The 15,996-nt window shown below is 67.8% G+C and carries 14 protein-coding genes; 5 read left to right on the top strand and 9 right to left on the bottom strand.

Features of this window, described 5'->3' with window-relative positions; all coding sequences use genetic code 11:
- Window positions 1-114: 114 nt before the first annotated feature.
- Window positions 115-1,398 (top strand): MFS transporter, encoded by a 1,284-nt coding sequence (locus tag ACIQLF_RS03745; RefSeq protein ID WP_400294444.1) that lies wholly within the window; start codon window positions 115-117, stop codon window positions 1,396-1,398.
- An 18-nt stretch (window positions 1,399-1,416) separates the two neighbouring features.
- On the opposite strand, the gene ACIQLF_RS03750 is transcribed toward ACIQLF_RS03745, so the two are convergent.
- A complete protein-coding gene (locus ACIQLF_RS03750) occupies window positions 1,417-3,030 on the bottom strand; it encodes a PucR family transcriptional regulator (RefSeq protein ID WP_400294446.1) in 1,614 nt (537 codons plus the stop codon).
- Between the two features lie 186 nt (window positions 3,031-3,216).
- Between ACIQLF_RS03750 and lysA the strand changes: the two genes are divergently transcribed.
- The 4 genes from lysA (at window position 3,217) to ACIQLF_RS03770 (ending at window position 7,297) form a co-directional block, all read left to right on the top strand.
- Window positions 3,217-4,518, top strand: a complete 1,302-nt coding sequence (lysA, locus tag ACIQLF_RS03755) for a diaminopimelate decarboxylase (protein ID WP_400294448.1) — start codon at window positions 3,217-3,219, stop codon at window positions 4,516-4,518.
- Between the two features lie 71 nt (window positions 4,519-4,589).
- Window positions 4,590-5,531 (top strand): ABC transporter substrate-binding protein, encoded by a 942-nt coding sequence (locus ACIQLF_RS03760; RefSeq protein ID WP_400294450.1) that lies wholly within the window; start codon window positions 4,590-4,592, stop codon window positions 5,529-5,531.
- The gene (locus ACIQLF_RS03765) at window positions 5,518-6,471 is read left to right on the top strand and encodes an amino acid ABC transporter permease (RefSeq protein ID WP_400294452.1); all 954 of its coding nucleotides are present in this window, start codon (window positions 5,518-5,520) and stop codon (window positions 6,469-6,471) included. The genes ACIQLF_RS03760 and ACIQLF_RS03765 overlap by 14 nt, the downstream gene beginning before the upstream one ends.
- A 16-nt stretch (window positions 6,472-6,487) precedes the next feature.
- A complete protein-coding gene (locus ACIQLF_RS03770) occupies window positions 6,488-7,297 on the top strand; it encodes an amino acid ABC transporter ATP-binding protein (protein WP_400295033.1) in 810 nt (269 codons plus the stop codon).
- Window positions 7,298-7,318: 21 nt separating this feature from the next.
- Here ACIQLF_RS03770 and ACIQLF_RS03775 read toward each other — a convergent pair whose 3' ends face one another.
- The 8 genes from ACIQLF_RS03775 to ACIQLF_RS03810 all read right to left on the bottom strand — a co-directional run bounded on the left by ACIQLF_RS03775 (window position 7,319) and on the right by ACIQLF_RS03810 (window position 15,915).
- A complete protein-coding gene (locus tag ACIQLF_RS03775) occupies window positions 7,319-7,999 on the bottom strand; it encodes a response regulator (protein WP_400294454.1) in 681 nt (226 codons plus the stop codon).
- Window positions 7,996-10,521, bottom strand: a complete 2,526-nt coding sequence (locus ACIQLF_RS03780) for a DUF4118 domain-containing protein (RefSeq protein WP_400294456.1) — start codon at window positions 10,519-10,521, stop codon at window positions 7,996-7,998. The genes ACIQLF_RS03775 and ACIQLF_RS03780 overlap by 4 nt, the downstream gene beginning before the upstream one ends.
- Before the next feature lie 3 nt (window positions 10,522-10,524).
- Window positions 10,525-11,154, bottom strand: a complete 630-nt coding sequence (kdpC, locus tag ACIQLF_RS03785) for a K(+)-transporting ATPase subunit C (protein WP_400294458.1) — start codon at window positions 11,152-11,154, stop codon at window positions 10,525-10,527.
- Between the two features lie 59 nt (window positions 11,155-11,213).
- On the bottom strand, window positions 11,214-13,385 hold the full coding sequence (gene kdpB, locus ACIQLF_RS03790) for a potassium-transporting ATPase subunit KdpB (protein WP_400294460.1): 2,172 nt from the start codon (window positions 13,383-13,385) through the stop codon (window positions 11,214-11,216).
- 6 nt (window positions 13,386-13,391) lie between these two features.
- Window positions 13,392-15,059 (bottom strand): potassium-transporting ATPase subunit KdpA, encoded by a 1,668-nt coding sequence (gene kdpA, locus ACIQLF_RS03795; RefSeq protein WP_400294462.1) that lies wholly within the window; start codon window positions 15,057-15,059, stop codon window positions 13,392-13,394.
- Window positions 15,059-15,148 (bottom strand): potassium-transporting ATPase subunit F, encoded by a 90-nt coding sequence (locus ACIQLF_RS03800; RefSeq protein ID WP_209999870.1) that lies wholly within the window; start codon window positions 15,146-15,148, stop codon window positions 15,059-15,061. The genes kdpA and ACIQLF_RS03800 overlap by 1 nt, the downstream gene beginning before the upstream one ends.
- Window positions 15,145-15,267, bottom strand: coding sequence for a hypothetical protein (locus tag ACIQLF_RS03805; protein WP_400294464.1), 123 nt, complete (start codon window positions 15,265-15,267; stop codon window positions 15,145-15,147). Before ACIQLF_RS03805 ends, ACIQLF_RS03800 begins: the two co-directional genes overlap by 4 nt.
- A gap of 117 nt (window positions 15,268-15,384) precedes the next feature.
- A complete protein-coding gene (locus tag ACIQLF_RS03810) occupies window positions 15,385-15,915 on the bottom strand; it encodes a hypothetical protein (RefSeq protein WP_400294466.1) in 531 nt (176 codons plus the stop codon).
- Between the last annotated feature and the right edge of the window lie 81 nt (window positions 15,916-15,996).

The raw sequence follows: 15,996 nt of genomic DNA on the forward strand, positions 1-15,996 counted from the left end.
CCCGGGCTGAGCGCACCCGCAGAGAGCGCCTTCGTGTGGGGAGACGGGCAGGGCAGCCCGTCATCAAACCAGCGGACACAGGTCAACCATGAAACACTGGCCTGAAATGCGTTTGTGCAGCCACGCCGGCCATCGCGGCAGGGTGCTCGCCGCGCACCCTGCCGATTTGAAAGTCGAGTCCCCGCCGTCGTGTCACGACCCGCAAGACCTTGGTTCCCCGCAGCGCTGTCCTTGACGATGGTCGGGTGGGGCGCCAACCAATTCGTTTCATTGCTGGTCTACTACCGGCAGCACCACGGCTTCTCCGAGGTGCTTGTCACCTCGATGCTGGGCATCTACGTCGCGGGCCTGGTGCCCGCACTGCTGTTGGGCGGGCGCTATTCGGACAGGACCGGCCGCAAGCGCGTGACGATCTTTGCGGTGTCCCTCTCGATGGTCGCGAGCGTTGCCATGACGGGCGCGGTCTTCGGCGCCGCGCCGTTGTTCATCGGCCGCCTCATGGCGGGAACCGCCACGGGCCTGGCGATGGCCGCGGCAACCAGCTGGGTCAAGGAACTTTCCCAGGCCCCCTGGGACCTGAAATCGGTCCCGGGCTCCGGGGCCCGGCGGGCCTCGCTGATGACCGCGGCCGGATTCTGGCTGGGCCCGGTGACGGGTGGTCTGCTGGCGGCTTGGGCGCCGGCCCCGGAGGTCTTGCCCTATGCGGTGCACATCCTGTTGTGCATTCCGCTGCTGGCGGTCCTGGCTCGGATGCCGGAAACCAGGACGGCACACCAGCCACAGGGCTCCCAGGCCGCGGACAAACCGCACCACGGCGAGGGACGCAAGCGCTTCCGGCTGGTGGTTGCCCCGGCTGCGCCGTGGGTGTTCGCCGCCGGAACGACCGGCTTTGCCGTCATTCCCGCAGTGGTTCCCAGCCTGGGGGAGGGGCGCCTGGCCTACGCCACGGCGGCCGTGGCCATCACGCTGGGCTGCAGCGTGCTCATCCAGCCGCTGGCCCGGCGCGTGGACACCGTCCGCAACGCCAGGTCGCTGCTGACAGGCCTCGGCGTGGTGCTGCTGGGGCTTTGCCTGGTGCTGCTGGCGATCCTCACGGCCGCCCCGGCGCTGGGCCTGGCGGCCTCTGCGGTCCTCGGCTGCGGAAACGGCCTGCTCATGGTCGGCGGTTTGCTGGAAATCCAGCGGGCCGCCGCGGCCCACGAGCTCGGCGCGCTGACCGGGTACTTCTACACGCTGGCCTACGCGGGTTTCCTTGCCCCGACCATCGTGGCATTCCTGGCCCAGTGGATTGGCGGTGCCTGGATCCTGGCAGGCATGGTCCTGCTGTGCACCGCGTCGCTGGCCACGGTCGCGCTGAACTCGCGCAAGCACCTGCCCCACGCGCTCGAGCGGGTCTAGACAGGTATCGGTGCAGGCTCAGCCGCCGGCGGACTCCGCCAGCCGCAATTGCACCCAGAGCGCCAATTGGTCATCGCCCCTGGTGAAGTCCAGGTCGAACAACTCGGTGGCCCGCCTCACCCGATAGCGCAGCGTATTGGGGTGGACGTTCAGCGATCGCGCCGCGGCCGCCATGTCGCCGGTGTGCGCAAAGTATGCGCAGAGGCTCACCCTGTACTCGGTCCCTGTTCGGGCATCGTGGTCCAGCAGTTCATGGATCCCCGGGTGAATGAGCCGTGGCTGGTTGCGAAGCAACGAGGTCAGCTGGCGTAGCAGCAGCGCGGCGTTTACATCGCGCGTGCTCACCACCTGCCCGATTTCCATGCCGGGGTCCGGGCGCTCGATCACGCCAATGATGTCTTCAAGCTCGCGGCGCAGGTCGGCCACGGTGCCGGGGCTCTCGCCCACCGAACTGACGGCCACGTTGACCTGGTGTCCCAGCCGGGCGCCCAGTGCGGTGGCGGCACCGGAAGCCAGCCGCAGGGCCGCGGCCTCGGAGCGGATGGCCGGCACCAGGACGTAGACCACGCGGCCGGATTCCAGCGCGGAGACGTTGGAATGGAATATCGAACAGTACTGCTCGGCCGCGATGCCGAGTTGCCGGGTCAGCGGCAGCGGCGGCACGCCGGCGCCGGCCGCCGCTTCGGGTGCAAACATGAAGCCCAGCAACGCCGGGGAAAGGCCCTCCATCAGCCCGAAGCGGGCCGAAGTGGCCGGGTCCGAGCCATGACCGTCCAACGCCGAACGCAGCCACTCGGTACGCACCTGGCGTTCGAGGTCCACGGCATTCTGCGCGCGCAGGATATGCACCGCGGCCAGCCGTGCGACCTCAAGAAGAGCGCTTTCGGCCTCCGGCCCCAGAGGTTCCTTGTCCTCGATGACCCAAATCGATCCGAGGATCTGGCGTCCGGCACGGACCGGGGCGGCGCATCGGGGCAACTCGCCGTCCGAGGGGTCGTACGGAAAATGCACCACCGTGTCGGTGAGCATCACGGAGCGGTACTGGTCGATGTTCTTTTCCATGTCGGGCACTTGGCGCGCCAGGATGCCGCTGCGTCGCAGCGGGTCGACCACATGCCGCTCGAGGTTCGAGTAGGCGAGGATGTTTCGGTCCAGGTCCTCGATGGCCACCGCACCGTCGGTGGCCGTGGCCAACGCATTTGCCAGCACGAACAAGTCCTGGCCGTATGACTCGGCCGATGCGGTGCCGGCGGGCCTGCCGCTGGTGACCGCGGTAATGAGGTTGTCCAGGTGCAGCCACGGCACCTGGTCGTCGACCTGAATTACCGGCAGCGGCGCCGCATCAAGGATCCCGTTTTCCGGAGGCTGGCCATGGGTCTTCAGCGCCACCGCGCTGTAGCCGTTCTCGGCCGCGCGCACCATCAGCTCACCGAACCCCGGGGCCTGCGGCTGCACCCCCACCAACAACAGGATCCCGCCGGGGGTTTCCGGCAGCGTATCCAAATGGTCGTGGATGACGGGGACCGAGATCGAGGACTCGAGTCCGGCGGCACCGGTGAGTGGAGTCAGCAACGGTGCGCCCAGGATGCCAAGCAATCCGCCGAGGCTGAGCGGTCGACCGCTGTTGTTCAAGGGAGTCCTTTCCGGCGCCTGCCCGCACGTCTTTAGCGGATAGGACAAATCAAGCACGTCAATATTGTTTGGTACTACTAAATCTTTCGATGCTGGCAATCCTACGCTTGACGCAGATCACATTCACACTTGATCGCTCCGGCCGCGAGGCGGGGGTGATTGCCAGCCCGAAGGAATCCCATCCACATGACAGTGACCCAGCAAGCAGCGCCCTCGGTGGATCTCCTCATGGAGATCCTCCCCGAGGAATCAACCATTTCCGACACCGGCGAACTGTCCATCGGCGGCGTCCCCGTCACCGAACTCGCCCGCCAGTACGGGACCCCGGCCTACATCATGGACGAAACGGGGCTCCGCCGGCAGATCCGGCGCTTCGTCGACGGGATCAGCAGCCGCCGCCCGAACTCGGAGGTGCTCTTCGCCTCGAAGTCCCTTCCCTGCGTGGCCATGTACGCCATCGCGCAGGCCGAGGGTTTGAGCGTCGACGTTGCAGGCGGCGGCGAACTGATGATGGCACTGACCGCGGGCGTCAGCCCCGAGCGCATCTATCTGCACGGAAACGCCAAATCCGACCAGGAAATCCAGATGGCGTTGGAAGCCGGAATCCGGGCCGTCATCGTGGACAACTTCGACGACCTGGACCGCATCGAGAAGCTGGCCGCCAAACCGCAAAAGGTGTTGCTGCGGATGATTCCGGGAATCACCCCGGCAACCCACGCCTCCCAGGTCACCGGCGGAAACGACTCCAAATTCGGCCTGCCTCCGGCCGACATCACCCGGGCCATTGCCCGCATCGCGGCACACCCCATGCTCGAGTTCGAGGGCATCCACGTCCACATCGGCTCCCAGGTGCTGGAAACCGAGCCGTTCGCCGAGGCAGTGAAGTCGGTGGCGGAGTTCGGCACCTTCACCACCTACGACGTGGGCGGGGGCCTGGGCGTGAAATACACCTACGACGAGGTCGCACCCAGCGTCGAATCCTACCTGGACACCATCACCGAGGCCGCCGACAGGCTGCTGCCGGCCGACGCCAAGCTCATCATCGAACCGGGCCGCTCCATCGTGGCCCGCGCCGGCATCACCCTGTACACGGTCAACACGGTCAAGACCACCGGCAAGACCTTCGTGGCCGTCAACGGCGGCATGGCCGACAACATGGACATCGCCCTGACCGGGCAGCGCTACGAGGCGCTGCTGGCCACCAAGCTCGGCGCCGAACCCACAGTGGTGGCCGACGTGGTGGGGCGCCAATGCGAGTCCGGGGACCTCATGTGCCAGGACGTGGCCCTCCCGGACCCACAGGTCGGGGATTTGGTCGCCATGCCGGCCACGGGCGCCTACGCCTACACGCTGGCCAACAACTACAACGGCGCCTGCAAGCCACCGGTCATCTTCTGCGCTGATGGTTCCTCCACCCTCGCGGTGGCGCGGGAAACCTACGAAGACCTGCTGCGCACGCAGCAACCCGCGCTCCAGCGCCGCTGGTAAACCGTTTCACCCTGCCCCATCGTTTGCTCCCCACCTGCGTGCCCCCCCGGACTCCCAAAGGAAAACCCGTCATGAACAGCACTGAAAACCGCTTCCGCCCCGGACTGAAAATGTTCTCCGTCGCCGCGCTCGGCCTGGCACTGACCCTCGCCGGGTGCTCCTCGGACGAGCCGGCAAACGCCGGGCCGGGCTCCGCAGCACTGGACATCGGCGTTGACAGCACCGCTGCCGCGGCGCTGCCCGCCAAGTTCAAGGAATCGGGCGTCATCAACGTGGCGGCCGACATCCCGAACCCGCCCATGGAGATGCTCGACGAAAACGACAACCCCACCGGGCTGGACTACGACCTGTCGCAGGCCATGGGGGCCAAGCTCGGGGTCACGTTCAACTTCCAGCAGCAGGCCTTCGACGCATCCATCCCCTCGCTGCAGGCGGGGAAGAACGACATCATCTTTGCCGGCATGAACGACACGGCCGAGCGCCAGAAGGTGCTGAACTTCGTCGACTACTTCCACGCCGGATTCATGATCCTGGTCAACGCGGGAAACCCCGACGGGATCAAGTCGCTGGTCGATCTGTGCGGCAAGCCGGTTGCGGTCCAGAAGGCCACGATCCAGGGCGAGTACCTGAATGCATACGCCTCCAAGTGCAAGGACGCGGGCAAGAACCCCATCGAATTGGTGCAGCTGCCCAGCGAACTCGACGCCCAGACCGCCGTGCGTTCGGGCAAGGCCGTTGCCGATGTCGTGGATGCGGCGGTTGCGTCCTACGCCGCGGCAACCGCCGGGGACGGAAAGATCTTTGAACTGGTCAAGGACCCGGAGTTCCCGTCCGGCTACAACCCCGTCTACACCGGCATCGGCCTGCTGAAAGACAACGTGGAGTTGACCGAGGCGCTGCGCCTGGCCCTGCAGTCCCTGGTTGCCGACGGCACCTATGCCAAGTTGATGGAAAAGTACGACCTGGGCGACTTCGCCGTGACCGAGGCCGGTGTCAACAATGGCGGGAAATGACACGCTGCAAGGCACAAGCGCGGAGGAACTGCGGTCGGAGGCAAGCCCGAACCCCCACGACATCGAGGCGGTCCCGCTGCGACACCCGGGCCGGTGGGTGCTGGCGGCCGTCATCCTGCTGGGGCTGGTGGGCGTGTGCACCTCGCTGTGGAACAACCCGAACATCGACCACGCCACGATCTCCAAGTACATGTTCAACGACCGCATCGTCCAGGGCGCGGTGCTGACGGTCGTGCTGACAGTCATCACGATGGTCCTCTCCACGATCCTGGGCATCGTCCTGGCCCTGATGCGGCTCTCGTCCAACCCGGTGCTCGCCGGCGTCGCCTGGCTCTACGTGTGGATCTTCCGGGGAACGCCGCTGCTGGTGCAGATCGTCTTCTGGGGCTACCTAGGCCTGCTGTACAAGCAACTCTCGTTGGGGATCCCGTTCACCGACTTCACGGTGTTCACGGTGGACACCAACGCGTTGATTCCCGCGTTCGTCGCCGGCGTCATCGCCCTGACCACCAACCAGGCCGCCTACACCGCCGAAATCGTGCGTGCCGGGATGCTCTCGGTGGACCCGGGGCAAAAGGAGGCCTGCTACTCGCTGGGCATGACCCCGCTGTTCACCCTGTTCAAGGTCGAACTGCCGCAGGCCATGCGGGTCATCATCCCGCCCATGGGAAACGAAACGATTTCGATGCTCAAGGACACGGCGCTGCTTTCGCTGATCGCCGTGGCAGAGCTCTACACCGTCGCGGCCAGGATCTCCGCGCAGAACCTGCACCAGGTGGAACTGCTCATCGTCGTCAGCGTCTGGTACCTGGCCCTGACCTCGGTCCTTTCCGTACCGCAGTACTACCTCGAACGCCACTACGGGCGCGGTTCCCGAGCCCTGGGCCCCACGCCCATCGGCCGGATCGTCGCCCTGTTCAACCGCGCACGCCACAGCTAGGAAAGTGAAGACCACCATGAACGGCACCCTGGAAACCACATCCCCGCTCCATGCCACCGAGGCCCGCCAACCGCTGGTCCAGGCCCAAGGCGTCAGGAAGAGCTACGGACCGGTCGAAGTCCTCAAGGGCATCGACCTCTCGGTGCAGGCCGGGCAGGTCATGTGCCTGCTGGGACCCTCCGGTTCCGGCAAATCCACCTTCCTGCGCTGCATCAACCACCTGGAACGCATCGACGGCGGGCGGATCAACTTCGACGGCCAACTCATCGGCTATGCGCAGCGCAACGGCAAGCTCCACGAGATGAAGCCCGTCGAGGTGGCCCGGCAGCGCCAGGGGATCGGCATGGTGTTCCAGCGGTTCAACCTTTTCCCGCACATGACCGCGCTGGAAAACATCATCGCCGCACCCATCGGCATCAAGAAGACCCCCAAGGCGCGGGCCGTGGCCCAGGCGCGCGACCTGCTGGAGCAGGTGGGGCTGGGGGACAAGGCCTCGCTGCACCCTTCCCAACTCTCCGGAGGGCAGCAGCAGAGGGTGGCCATCGCCCGGGCGCTGGCCATGGAACCCAAGCTCATGCTCTTTGACGAGCCGACCTCGGCGCTGGACCCCGAACTCGTCGGGGACGTCCTCGATGTCATGCAGGGCCTGGCCGCCAGCGGCATGACCATGATCGTGGTGACCCACGAGATCGGGTTCGCGCGGAACGTCGCCGACGAGGTGGTGTTCATGGACGGGGGGGTGGTGGTCGAATCCGGGCCGCCCTCGGCGGTGTTGGACAACCCGGGCCACGAACGCACAAGGGCCTTCCTGGAAAACGTGATCTAGCGGGGCCTCCGGCGAGGGGACTCAGTCCGGGACGAACCTGTAGCCCATGCCGGGCTCGGTGAGCAGGTAGCGAGGCTCGGCCGGGGCGGCCTCCAGCTTCTTGCGCAGCTGGCCCAGGTAGAGGCGCAGGTAGCCGGTCTCCTTGACCAGGTGCGGTCCCCACACCTCGGTCAGCAGGGTCTGCTGGGTGACCAGCTTGCCCGGGTTGTTCAGCAGCACCTCCAGCACCCGCCACTCGGTGGGGGTCAGCCTGACCGGCTTTTCCGGGGTCCCCCGGGTGACCTGCTTGGCCGCCAGGTCCACGTTCACGTCCCCGAACCGGATGACGGGCACCTCCGAGGCGCCGGGGGTGCGCCGGGAGAGCGCGCGGATCCGCGCCAGCAGCTCCTCGGTGGAGAACGGCTTGGTGACGTAGTCGTCGGCCCCGGCGTCGAGCGCCGCGACCTTGTCCGAGGCGTCGGAACGCCCGGAGATCACCAGGATGGGGATGGATGACCAGCCGCGCAGCGCGGCGATCACCTCCAGCCCGTCGAGCTTGGGCATGCCCAGGTCAAGCAGCACCAGGTCCGGGTGGGTTGCCACGGCCAGGTGCACCGCGGCGGCGCCGTCGGCGGCGGGAACCACCTCGTAGTCGTAGGCGCCGAGGGTGATGCGCAGGGCCCGCAGGATCTGCGGGTCGTCGTCGGCAATCAAGATCTTCATGCGCTGGCGCCTCCTGTCGGTCCGCCCGGGGTGGGTTCCGTCGGTGTTGGTGCCGCCGGCAGCGACAGCACCATGGTCAATCCTCCGCCGGGGGTGTCCTCCGCGGCCAGCGACCCGCCCATGCCCTCCGCGAAACCGCGGGACAGCGCCAGGCCCAGGCCCAGGCCTGTCAGGTTGTCGGTGTCCCCGTGGCGCTGGAACGGCACGAAGATCGCCTCCTTTTCCGCGGCGGGGATGCCGGGGCCGAAGTCGATGACGCGGACCTCGGTGCGGCCGGCGAACTGGCTGGCGGCGAGGATCGGGCGCCGGGCGCCGGCCCCGTAGCGCAGCGCGTTGAGCAGCAGGTTCACCACGATGCGCTGCATGAGCACCGGGTCCGCGGTGAGCTGGTCCAGGTCCTGAGGCACGTCCACCTCGATGTCGGCGGGACCCAGGCCCGCCTCCTCGAGCGCGGGCAGCAGCACGTCCTCGACGGAAACCAAAGTCATGTTCACGCCCAGCATGCCGGCCTGCAGGCGCGAGACGTCCAGCAGGTCGGTGACCAGGACGGAGAGCGCGTGCAGGGACTCATCGGCGGTCTCCAGCAGCTCCGCCCGGTCCCGCTCGCCGTAGGCGACCTCCGTGGAACGCAGCGAGGTCACCGCCGTGGTCGCGGCCGTGAGCGGGCGGCGCAGGTCGTGGCCGACGGCCTGCAGCAGGGCGCTGCGCACGCGATCGGCTTCGGCGAGCGGGGCCAGTTCGCTGGCTGCGGCTGAGACGGCCCGGAAATCCAGCACGGCCTCCAGCTGGGAGACGATCGCGGCGAGCGCCCGCCGGTCCGCGGCGGGCAGGTCCCGGCCGTGGAGCTCGAGCGTTGCGTTCGTGCCCACCGGCAGCACGGCGCCCGCGGGACCGGGCCCCGGGGTGCCCGCGGTGTGGGTCTCGCCGTTGCCCTCGAGAAGCCGCACGCCCCGCAGGGAGAACGCCTCGCAGGTCTGGTTGAGCAGGGCCTCCAGCGCGTCGGCACCGCGCAGCACGGAGCCGGAGACGGTGGCCAGCAGCGCCGATTCCGCCGCCGACCTGGTGGCGGCGCGGTGCCGCCGGGCCGCCTGGTCCACCACCACGGAGACCAGGATGGCGATCAGGATGTACAGGATCAGCACCACCAGGTGCGTGGGTTCGGCGATGGTGATGGTGTACAGCGGGTTGATGAAGAAGAAGTCGAGGGTCAGCCCGGAGAGCAGCGCGGCGAAGACCGCGGGGAAGAGCCCGCCGACCAGCGCCACGATGACCACCAGCAACTGGTAGGCGAGCACGTCGACGGTGATGGAGTCGTCGGTCTTGGGCAACCCGCGCAGAAACCAGGTCAGCAGGGGCCCGCCGAGCAGCGCCAGCACGAACCCGGCGAGCGTCCGGCCCCGGGTCAGCGCCCCGCGGGAGCGCGGCAGCCGGTGCCCGTGGGCCGCGGCGGCGTGGTTGACCATGTGCACGTCGATGTCCCCGCTCAGGCGCACGATGCCCGCCCCGATGCCCGGGCCGGTCAGCGCCGTGGCCAGCTTGGAGCGGCGCGAGGCGCCGATGACCAGCTGCGTGGCGTTGGAGGCCCGCGCGAACTCCACCAGCGCGGAGGGCACGTCCTCGCCGATCACCTGGTGGTAGGTGCCGCCGAGCCGTTCGACCAGCAGCCGCTGGTCGGCCAGCACCTTGGGGTGCGCGGCGAGCAGCCCGTCGGGGGCCGTGACATGCACGGCGGAGAGTTCCCCGCCGCTGCTGCGGGCGGCGATGCGCGCCCCGCGGCGCAGCAGCGTCTCGCCCTCCTCGCCGCCGGTCAGCGCGACCATGACGCGTTCGCGGGTCTCCCAGCGCGTGGAGATCCCGTGTTCGGCCCTGTACTTTTCCAGCGCCGAGTCGACCTCGTCGGCCAGCCAGAGCAGCGCGATCTCGCGCAGCGCGGTGAGGTTGCCGAGCCTGAAGTAGTTGGACAGCGCCGCGTCGATGCGCCCGGGCGGGTAGACCAGGCCCTCGCCCAGCCTGGCGCGCAGCGCCTGCGGGGTCAGGTCCACCAGCTCGATCGCGTCCGCGGCGCGCAGCACGGCATCGGGGATGGTCTCGCGCTGGGCGGCCCCGGTGATGTCCCGGACCACGTCCGCGAGGGACTCGATGTGCTGCACGTTGACGGTGGAGATCACGTCGATCCCGGCATCGAGCAGCGCGTGCACGTCCTGCCAGCGCTTCTCGTTGCCGCCGGTGCCCACGTTGGTGTGCGCCAGCTCGTCCACCAGGGCGATCTCCGGGGCCCGGGCCAGCACCGCCGCCAGGTCCATGTCGCTCAGCTGCACCCCGCGGTGGGTGAACACGCGGCGGGGCACCATTTCCAGGCCGTCCACCAGCGCGGCGGTGGGTTCCCTGTCATGGGTTTCCACCAGCGCCAGGACCACGTCGCGGCCCTCGGCCAGCAGCTGGTGCCCCTCCTGGAGCATGGCATAGGTCTTGCCGACGCCGGGGGCGGCGCCCAGCAATACCCGAAGCGTTCCGCGTGTCATGTGTTAATTCTCCAGCCCCACCAGGGCAATGTTCAGTTTCAACACGTTTACCCGGGGTTCCCCGAGGAACCCGAGGTCCCGCCCGGTGGTCTGTTCCTTGACCAATGCGACCACCTTGGCCAGATCCAGCGAGCGGGCCTTGGCGACGCGTGCCGCCTGGTCAAGGGCGTTGGCCACGGAGATGTCCGGGTCCAGCCCGGAGGCCGATGTGGTCAGGGCATCGGCCGGAACCACGGTGGTGCCGGGGTTCTCGGCCAGGTAGGCGGCCTTGCGCTCCGCGATGGCTTCCAGGAGCTTGGGGTTCTCCGGGCCCAGGTTGGAGCCGGAGGATGCCGTCCCGTCGTAGCCGTCGCCGGCGGCCGAGGGGCGGGGCTGGAAGAAGGCCGGGTCGGGGTTGCCGGAGGCGTCGTTCAACGTCTGCCCGATCAGCCCGGAGCCGACAGGGCCGGCGGCACTGTTGGGAGCCGCGTGCGCCGGTGCCTCAAGCAGCGAGCCGTTGGCCTGGGCGGGGAAGGCGAGCCGCCCCACGCCCAGGATTGCCGCGGGATAGAGCACGCCGAGCGCCAGGGTGAAGATGAGCAGGGTGCGCACCGACACCCAGAGGGTGCGGGGCCAGGATCGGATGGTGGCCATGATGTGGGGTCATTCCTTTTCGGAGGGCGGGACGGGGGAGGAGGGAACTGGGGCGCGCATCAGAACCCTGGGATCAGCGAGATCAACATGTCGATCAGCTTGATGCCGATGAACGGGACAAGCACCCCGCCGACGCCGTAGATCAGCAGGTTGCGGTTCAGCGTGGCCGCGGCCGAGCGCGGGTGGTACTTCACCCCGCGCAGCGCCAGCGGGATCAGGAAGACGATCACCACGGCGTTGAAGATAACGGCGGAGAGGATCGCGGAGGCCGGGGTCGACAGGCCCATGATGTTCAGGACCGCCAGGCCCGGGAACACCACGGAGAACATCGCCGGGATGATCGCGAAGTACTTGGCCACGTCGTTGGCGATGGAGAACGTGGTCAGCGCGCCGCGGGTGATCAGCAGCTGCTTGCCGATCCGGACCACGTCGATCAGCTTGGTGGGATCCGAATCCAGGTCCACCATGTTGCCCGCCTCCTTGGCGGCAGAGGTGCCGGAGTTCATCGCCATGCCCACGTCCGCCTGGGCCAGGGCAGGGGCGTCGTTGGTGCCGTCGCCGGTCATGGCCACCAGGTTGCCGCCGGCCTGCTCGCGCTTGATCAGCTCCATCTTGTCCTCCGGCGTGGCCTCCGCCAGGTAGTCGTCGAGGCCCGCCTCGGCGGCGATCGCGGCGGCGGTGCGCGGGTTGTCGCCGGTGATCATCACGGTGCGGATGCCCATGGCGCGCAGCTGCGCGAAGCGCTCCTTCAGCCCCTCCTTGACCACGTCCTTGAGGTAGACGACGCCCAGCACCGACGCGGTGTCCCCGGTGCGGGTGGCGACCACCAGCGGGGTTCCGCCGACGGTGGAGATCTTCTCGATGATCGCCTCCAGTTCCTGCTGCCGCGTCGCCTCCAGCGGCGCGACCTTCTCGACCCAGGCCAGGATCGCCGAGCCGGCGCCCTTGCGCAGTGCGCTGCCGTCCGCAAAGTCGATGCCGCTCATGCGGGTCTGGGCGGTGAATTCGACGGGAACGCCGTCCGGGTTCCGGTTGGCCTCCACGCCCAAGGCCGCGGCGAGCGCCAGGATCGACTGGCCCTCCGGCGTCGCGTCGGCGACCGAGGCGTCGGACGCGGCCCGTGCCAGCTCCGCTTCGGTGTATCCGGCCAGCGGGTGGAACTCGGCTGCCTGGCGGTTGCCGTAGGTGATGGTGCCGGTCTTGTCCAGCAGCAGCGTGGTCACGTCGCCCGCGGCCTCCACAGCGCGTCCGGACAGGGCCAGCACGTTGTGCTGGATGAGCCTGTCCATGCCGGCGATGCCGATCGCGGAGAGCAGCGCCCCGATGGTGGTGGGGATCAGGCAGACCAGCAGCGCAACGAGAACCGGCAGCCCCACCTGAGCGTTGGAGTACGCGGCGATCGGGTTCAGCGCCAGCACGACCACCAGGAAGATGATCGACAGCGTTGCCAGCAGGATGTTCAGCGCCACCTCGTTGGGGGTCTTCTGGCGCTGGGCGCCCTCGACCAGCCGGATCATCTTGTCAACCAGCGAGTCCCCGACGGCGGTGGTGATCCGCACGACGATCGCATCGGAGATGACCTTGGTGCCGCCGGTGACGGCCGAGCGGTCGCCGCCGGACTCTCGGATGACGGGTGCCGATTCGCCGGTGATGGCCGATTCGTCGACCGCGGCGATGCCGTGGACGATTTCCCCGTCGCCCGGTACCAGTTCGCCTGCGACGACCCTTACGTAGTCGCCGATGCGCAGGTCGGTGGAGGGCGCCAGGACAGTTGTCTGGTTGCTGCCCGACGGGTCCGCCGTCGGGTCGTAGTGCTCGAACCTGGCGGCCATGGTGGACGTGCGGGAGGCGCGCAGCGATGCGGCCTGGGCCTTGCCGCGGCCCTCGGCGACGGCCTCGGCCAGGTTGGCGAAGAGCACGGTGAGCCACAGCCAGAGGGACACCGCGGCGGTGAATCCGACGGGGGTGTTGGCGTTGTCCGCGCCGGAAGCCGGCGGCAGGAAGGGCTCGGCGATGGCCAGCGCGGTGGTGAGCACCGCACCGATGAGCACTATGAACATCACGGGGGAGCGCCACATCTGCCGCGGGTCGAGCTTCCTGAACGTACCCGGGAGGGCGGCGCGGATCTGGGCAAGGCTCAGTGCGCTGGTCCGCGGGGCGTGCGGATGGTGGTGGGCATGGGCCGCCGTTTCGACCGGCGGTTCTGTCGGGGGCTTGGTGAGAGTGGACATGGGAAGTTAGAGCAATCCTTCGGCTAGGGGGCCCAGGACAAGGACCGGGAAGAACGTCAACGCCGTGACGACGAGGGTGATGCTGCCCAGCAGGACCGAGAACTGGGGCTTGTGGGTGGGAAGGGTTCCCGCGGTGACGGGGACGCGGTCCTGGGAAGCCAGGGTGCCGGCCAGCGCAAGCACCCAGAGGATGGGCAAGAACCGGCCGAGCAGCATGACGATGCCCAGGGTCGTGTTCAGCCACGGGGTGTTGGCGGTGAGCCCGGCAAAGGCCGAGCCGTTGTTGTTCGCGGCGGAGGTGAAGGCGTAGAGCACCTCGGAGAAGCCGTGCGGGCCGGGGTTCAGGATGGAGACCGATTCGATCTCGGCGCGGATCCCCGGGATGGCGAAGCTCAACGCGGTGAAGGAAAGGATCAGCGTGGGAACCGTGAGCAGGTAGAGCGAGGCGAGCTTGATCTCGCGCGAGCCGATCTTCTTGCCCAGGTACTCGGGGGTCCGGCCGACCAAAAGACCGGCGATGAACACCGTGATGATGGCCAGGACCAGCATGCCGTAGAGCCCGGATCCGACGCCGCCGGGAGCGACCTCGCCCAGCATCATGTTCAGCAGTGGCAGCATCCCGCCCAGGGCGGTGAAGGAGTCGTGCATGGAGTTCACGGCGCCGGTGGAGGTCAGCGTGCTGGTGGTGCCGAAGAGCGTCGACCCGCCGATGCCGAAGCGTTGTTCCTTGCCCTCGAGCGCGGCGCCCGCGGCCTGCGGACCTGTTCCGGCCCCCGCATATTCGAGCAGGGTCAGTGCGGTGAGCGAGATCAGGAACAGCCCTGCCATGACGGCCAGGATCGTGTAGCCCTGCTTCTTGTTTCCGACCATGACCCCGAACGTGCGGGTCAAGGCGAAGGGTATGGCCAGCATCAGGACGCACTGGAACAGGTTGGTCAGCGGCGTGGGGTTCTCGAAGGGGTGGGCAGAGTTGGCGTTGAAGAATCCGCCGCCGTTGGTCCCCAGGAGCTTGATGGCTTCCTGCGACGCAACGGGCCCGCCGGGGATGGACTGCACCCCGCCGCTGAGCGTGGTCACATCGGTGAACCCGTTGAGGTTCTGGACGACACCGCCCGCCAGCAGGAGGATTGCCGCGATTGCCGACAGCGGAAGCAACAGACGTACGACGCCGCGGACCAGGTCCACCCAGAAGTTGCCCATGGTGGAGACCTTGCGTGCGGCCAGGCCGCGGATGAGCGCGACCGAGACGGCCAGGCCGACTGCTGCCGAAGCGAAGTTCTGCACTCCCAGGCCGGCGGCCTGCACGAAGTAACCCATGGTTGATTCGCCGGAGTAGGACTGCCAGTTGGTATTGGTCACGAACGATGCTGCGGTGTTGAAGGCGAGCCCCGGCGGAACCGCCGGCAGGCCCAAGGCCAGCGGCAACCAAGCCTGCAGGCGCTGGAGTGCATAGAGCAGGACCACGCCGATCAGCGAGAAGGCCAGCACCGAGCGTGCATAGGCCTGCCACGTTTGGGCTGCGGAGGGATTCACGCCCATGACGCGGTAGAGGCCGCGTTCGACCTTCGTGTCCCTGGTGGAGGTGTATACCCTCGCCATGTAGTCGCCCAGCGGACGGTAGAGGACTGCAAGGGCCAGTGCCAGTGCGGCGGCCTGGGCGATGGTGAACCACATTAGAATCGCTCCGGCTTCAGCAGTGCTACAAGAAGGTAGGCGACGCCGGCGATGCCGAGCGCGACGGCGACAAGCTCAAAAATGATCAAAGCTTCTCCACCGCCCGCACCACGAGTCCCAGCGCGCCGAACAGCGCGAGGGTGGCGAATAGATACAAGATGTCGAGCATGATGGGCGACGGCCCTCCTGATGGATACGGTGATGACATCTCCATCAGATACCCGCCCGAACGCGGTGGACCCGATCCTCACGAAATCCTTACGCCCCGGCGCCAAAGCCCTACGCGGTGCTGACGCCGACGAACCCAAACATGGCTGTCAGCGCGCTATTTGGTGACCCGGAACGGCACGTATGGAGTGGCGCAGGCAACGCGTATGACGGCCATGCCGGACTGGCCGAATCCGAGGTTTTCAATGCGGTTGTTGCGGCCGGTGTCGTCGCACCAATCGACTCCGTAGGGCGTGGCGGAGATGCTGTAGCTGCCGGGCTTCGTGGTGGCCGGAATGCGCAGGGTGTGCTCAAAGGAGCCGGCATCGCCCATCGGAGCCAGCTCGGTGAGAAGCGCCTCGTTCTGCTCGTCCAGGAGATCGATCTGGATCTGGGCGCGCTCGCCGTAGCGCGGATCGCATGTGGCATCCGGAGCCGAAACGGTGAGTGATTCACCGGCCTTCAAGCTTGTGGAATCCAAGACGTATTCGGGCGGCATGCAGGGCGGTGCGCCGGAGAACGGCGGTTGGCATCCCGAGACCAGCAAACTCGCAGCACCGGCCAACGTCAGGCCGAATGCGGTGCGGATCAGGCGTTTTGTGGTGCGATCGGGGTGACCGGAAAGCGAGCGGAAGTTCATGGACTTCATCGTCCCCTACCGAATGAGGATTATCCGTGCCGAAGCCGAATCGTGATGCATGTGTTGCGGCGCTGCGGCAACACGCTGCCA

The sequence above is a fragment of the Paeniglutamicibacter sp. NPDC091659 genome, assembly GCF_044756805.1.
Lineage (GTDB): Bacteria > Actinomycetota > Actinomycetes > Actinomycetales > Micrococcaceae > Paeniglutamicibacter.

Excerpts from the sequence above, each read along its gene's own strand:
- lysA (WP_400294448.1), top strand. The coding sequence starts at position 3,217 with ATGACAGTGACCCAGCAAGCAGCGCCCTCGGTGGATCTCCTCATGGAG.
- ACIQLF_RS03760 (WP_400294450.1), top strand. The coding sequence starts at position 4,590 with ATGAACAGCACTGAAAACCGCTTCCGCCCCGGACTGAAAATGTTCTCC.
- ACIQLF_RS03765 (WP_400294452.1), top strand. The coding sequence starts at position 5,518 with ATGGCGGGAAATGACACGCTGCAAGGCACAAGCGCGGAGGAACTGCGG.
- ACIQLF_RS03770 (WP_400295033.1), top strand. The coding sequence starts at position 6,488 with ATGAACGGCACCCTGGAAACCACATCCCCGCTCCATGCCACCGAGGCC.
- ACIQLF_RS03775 (WP_400294454.1), bottom strand. The coding sequence starts at position 7,999 with ATGAAGATCTTGATTGCCGACGACGACCCGCAGATCCTGCGGGCCCTG.
- ACIQLF_RS03780 (WP_400294456.1), bottom strand. The coding sequence starts at position 10,521 with ATGACACGCGGAACGCTTCGGGTATTGCTGGGCGCCGCCCCCGGCGTC.
- kdpC (WP_400294458.1), bottom strand. The coding sequence starts at position 11,154 with ATGGCCACCATCCGATCCTGGCCCCGCACCCTCTGGGTGTCGGTGCGC.
- kdpB (WP_400294460.1), bottom strand. The coding sequence starts at position 13,385 with ATGTCCACTCTCACCAAGCCCCCGACAGAACCGCCGGTCGAAACGGCG.
- kdpA (WP_400294462.1), bottom strand. The coding sequence starts at position 15,059 with ATGTGGTTCACCATCGCCCAGGCCGCCGCACTGGCACTGGCCCTTGCA.
- ACIQLF_RS03805 (WP_400294464.1), bottom strand. The coding sequence starts at position 15,267 with ATGTCATCACCGTATCCATCAGGAGGGCCGTCGCCCATCATGCTCGAC.
- ACIQLF_RS03810 (WP_400294466.1), bottom strand. The coding sequence starts at position 15,915 with ATGAAGTCCATGAACTTCCGCTCGCTTTCCGGTCACCCCGATCGCACC.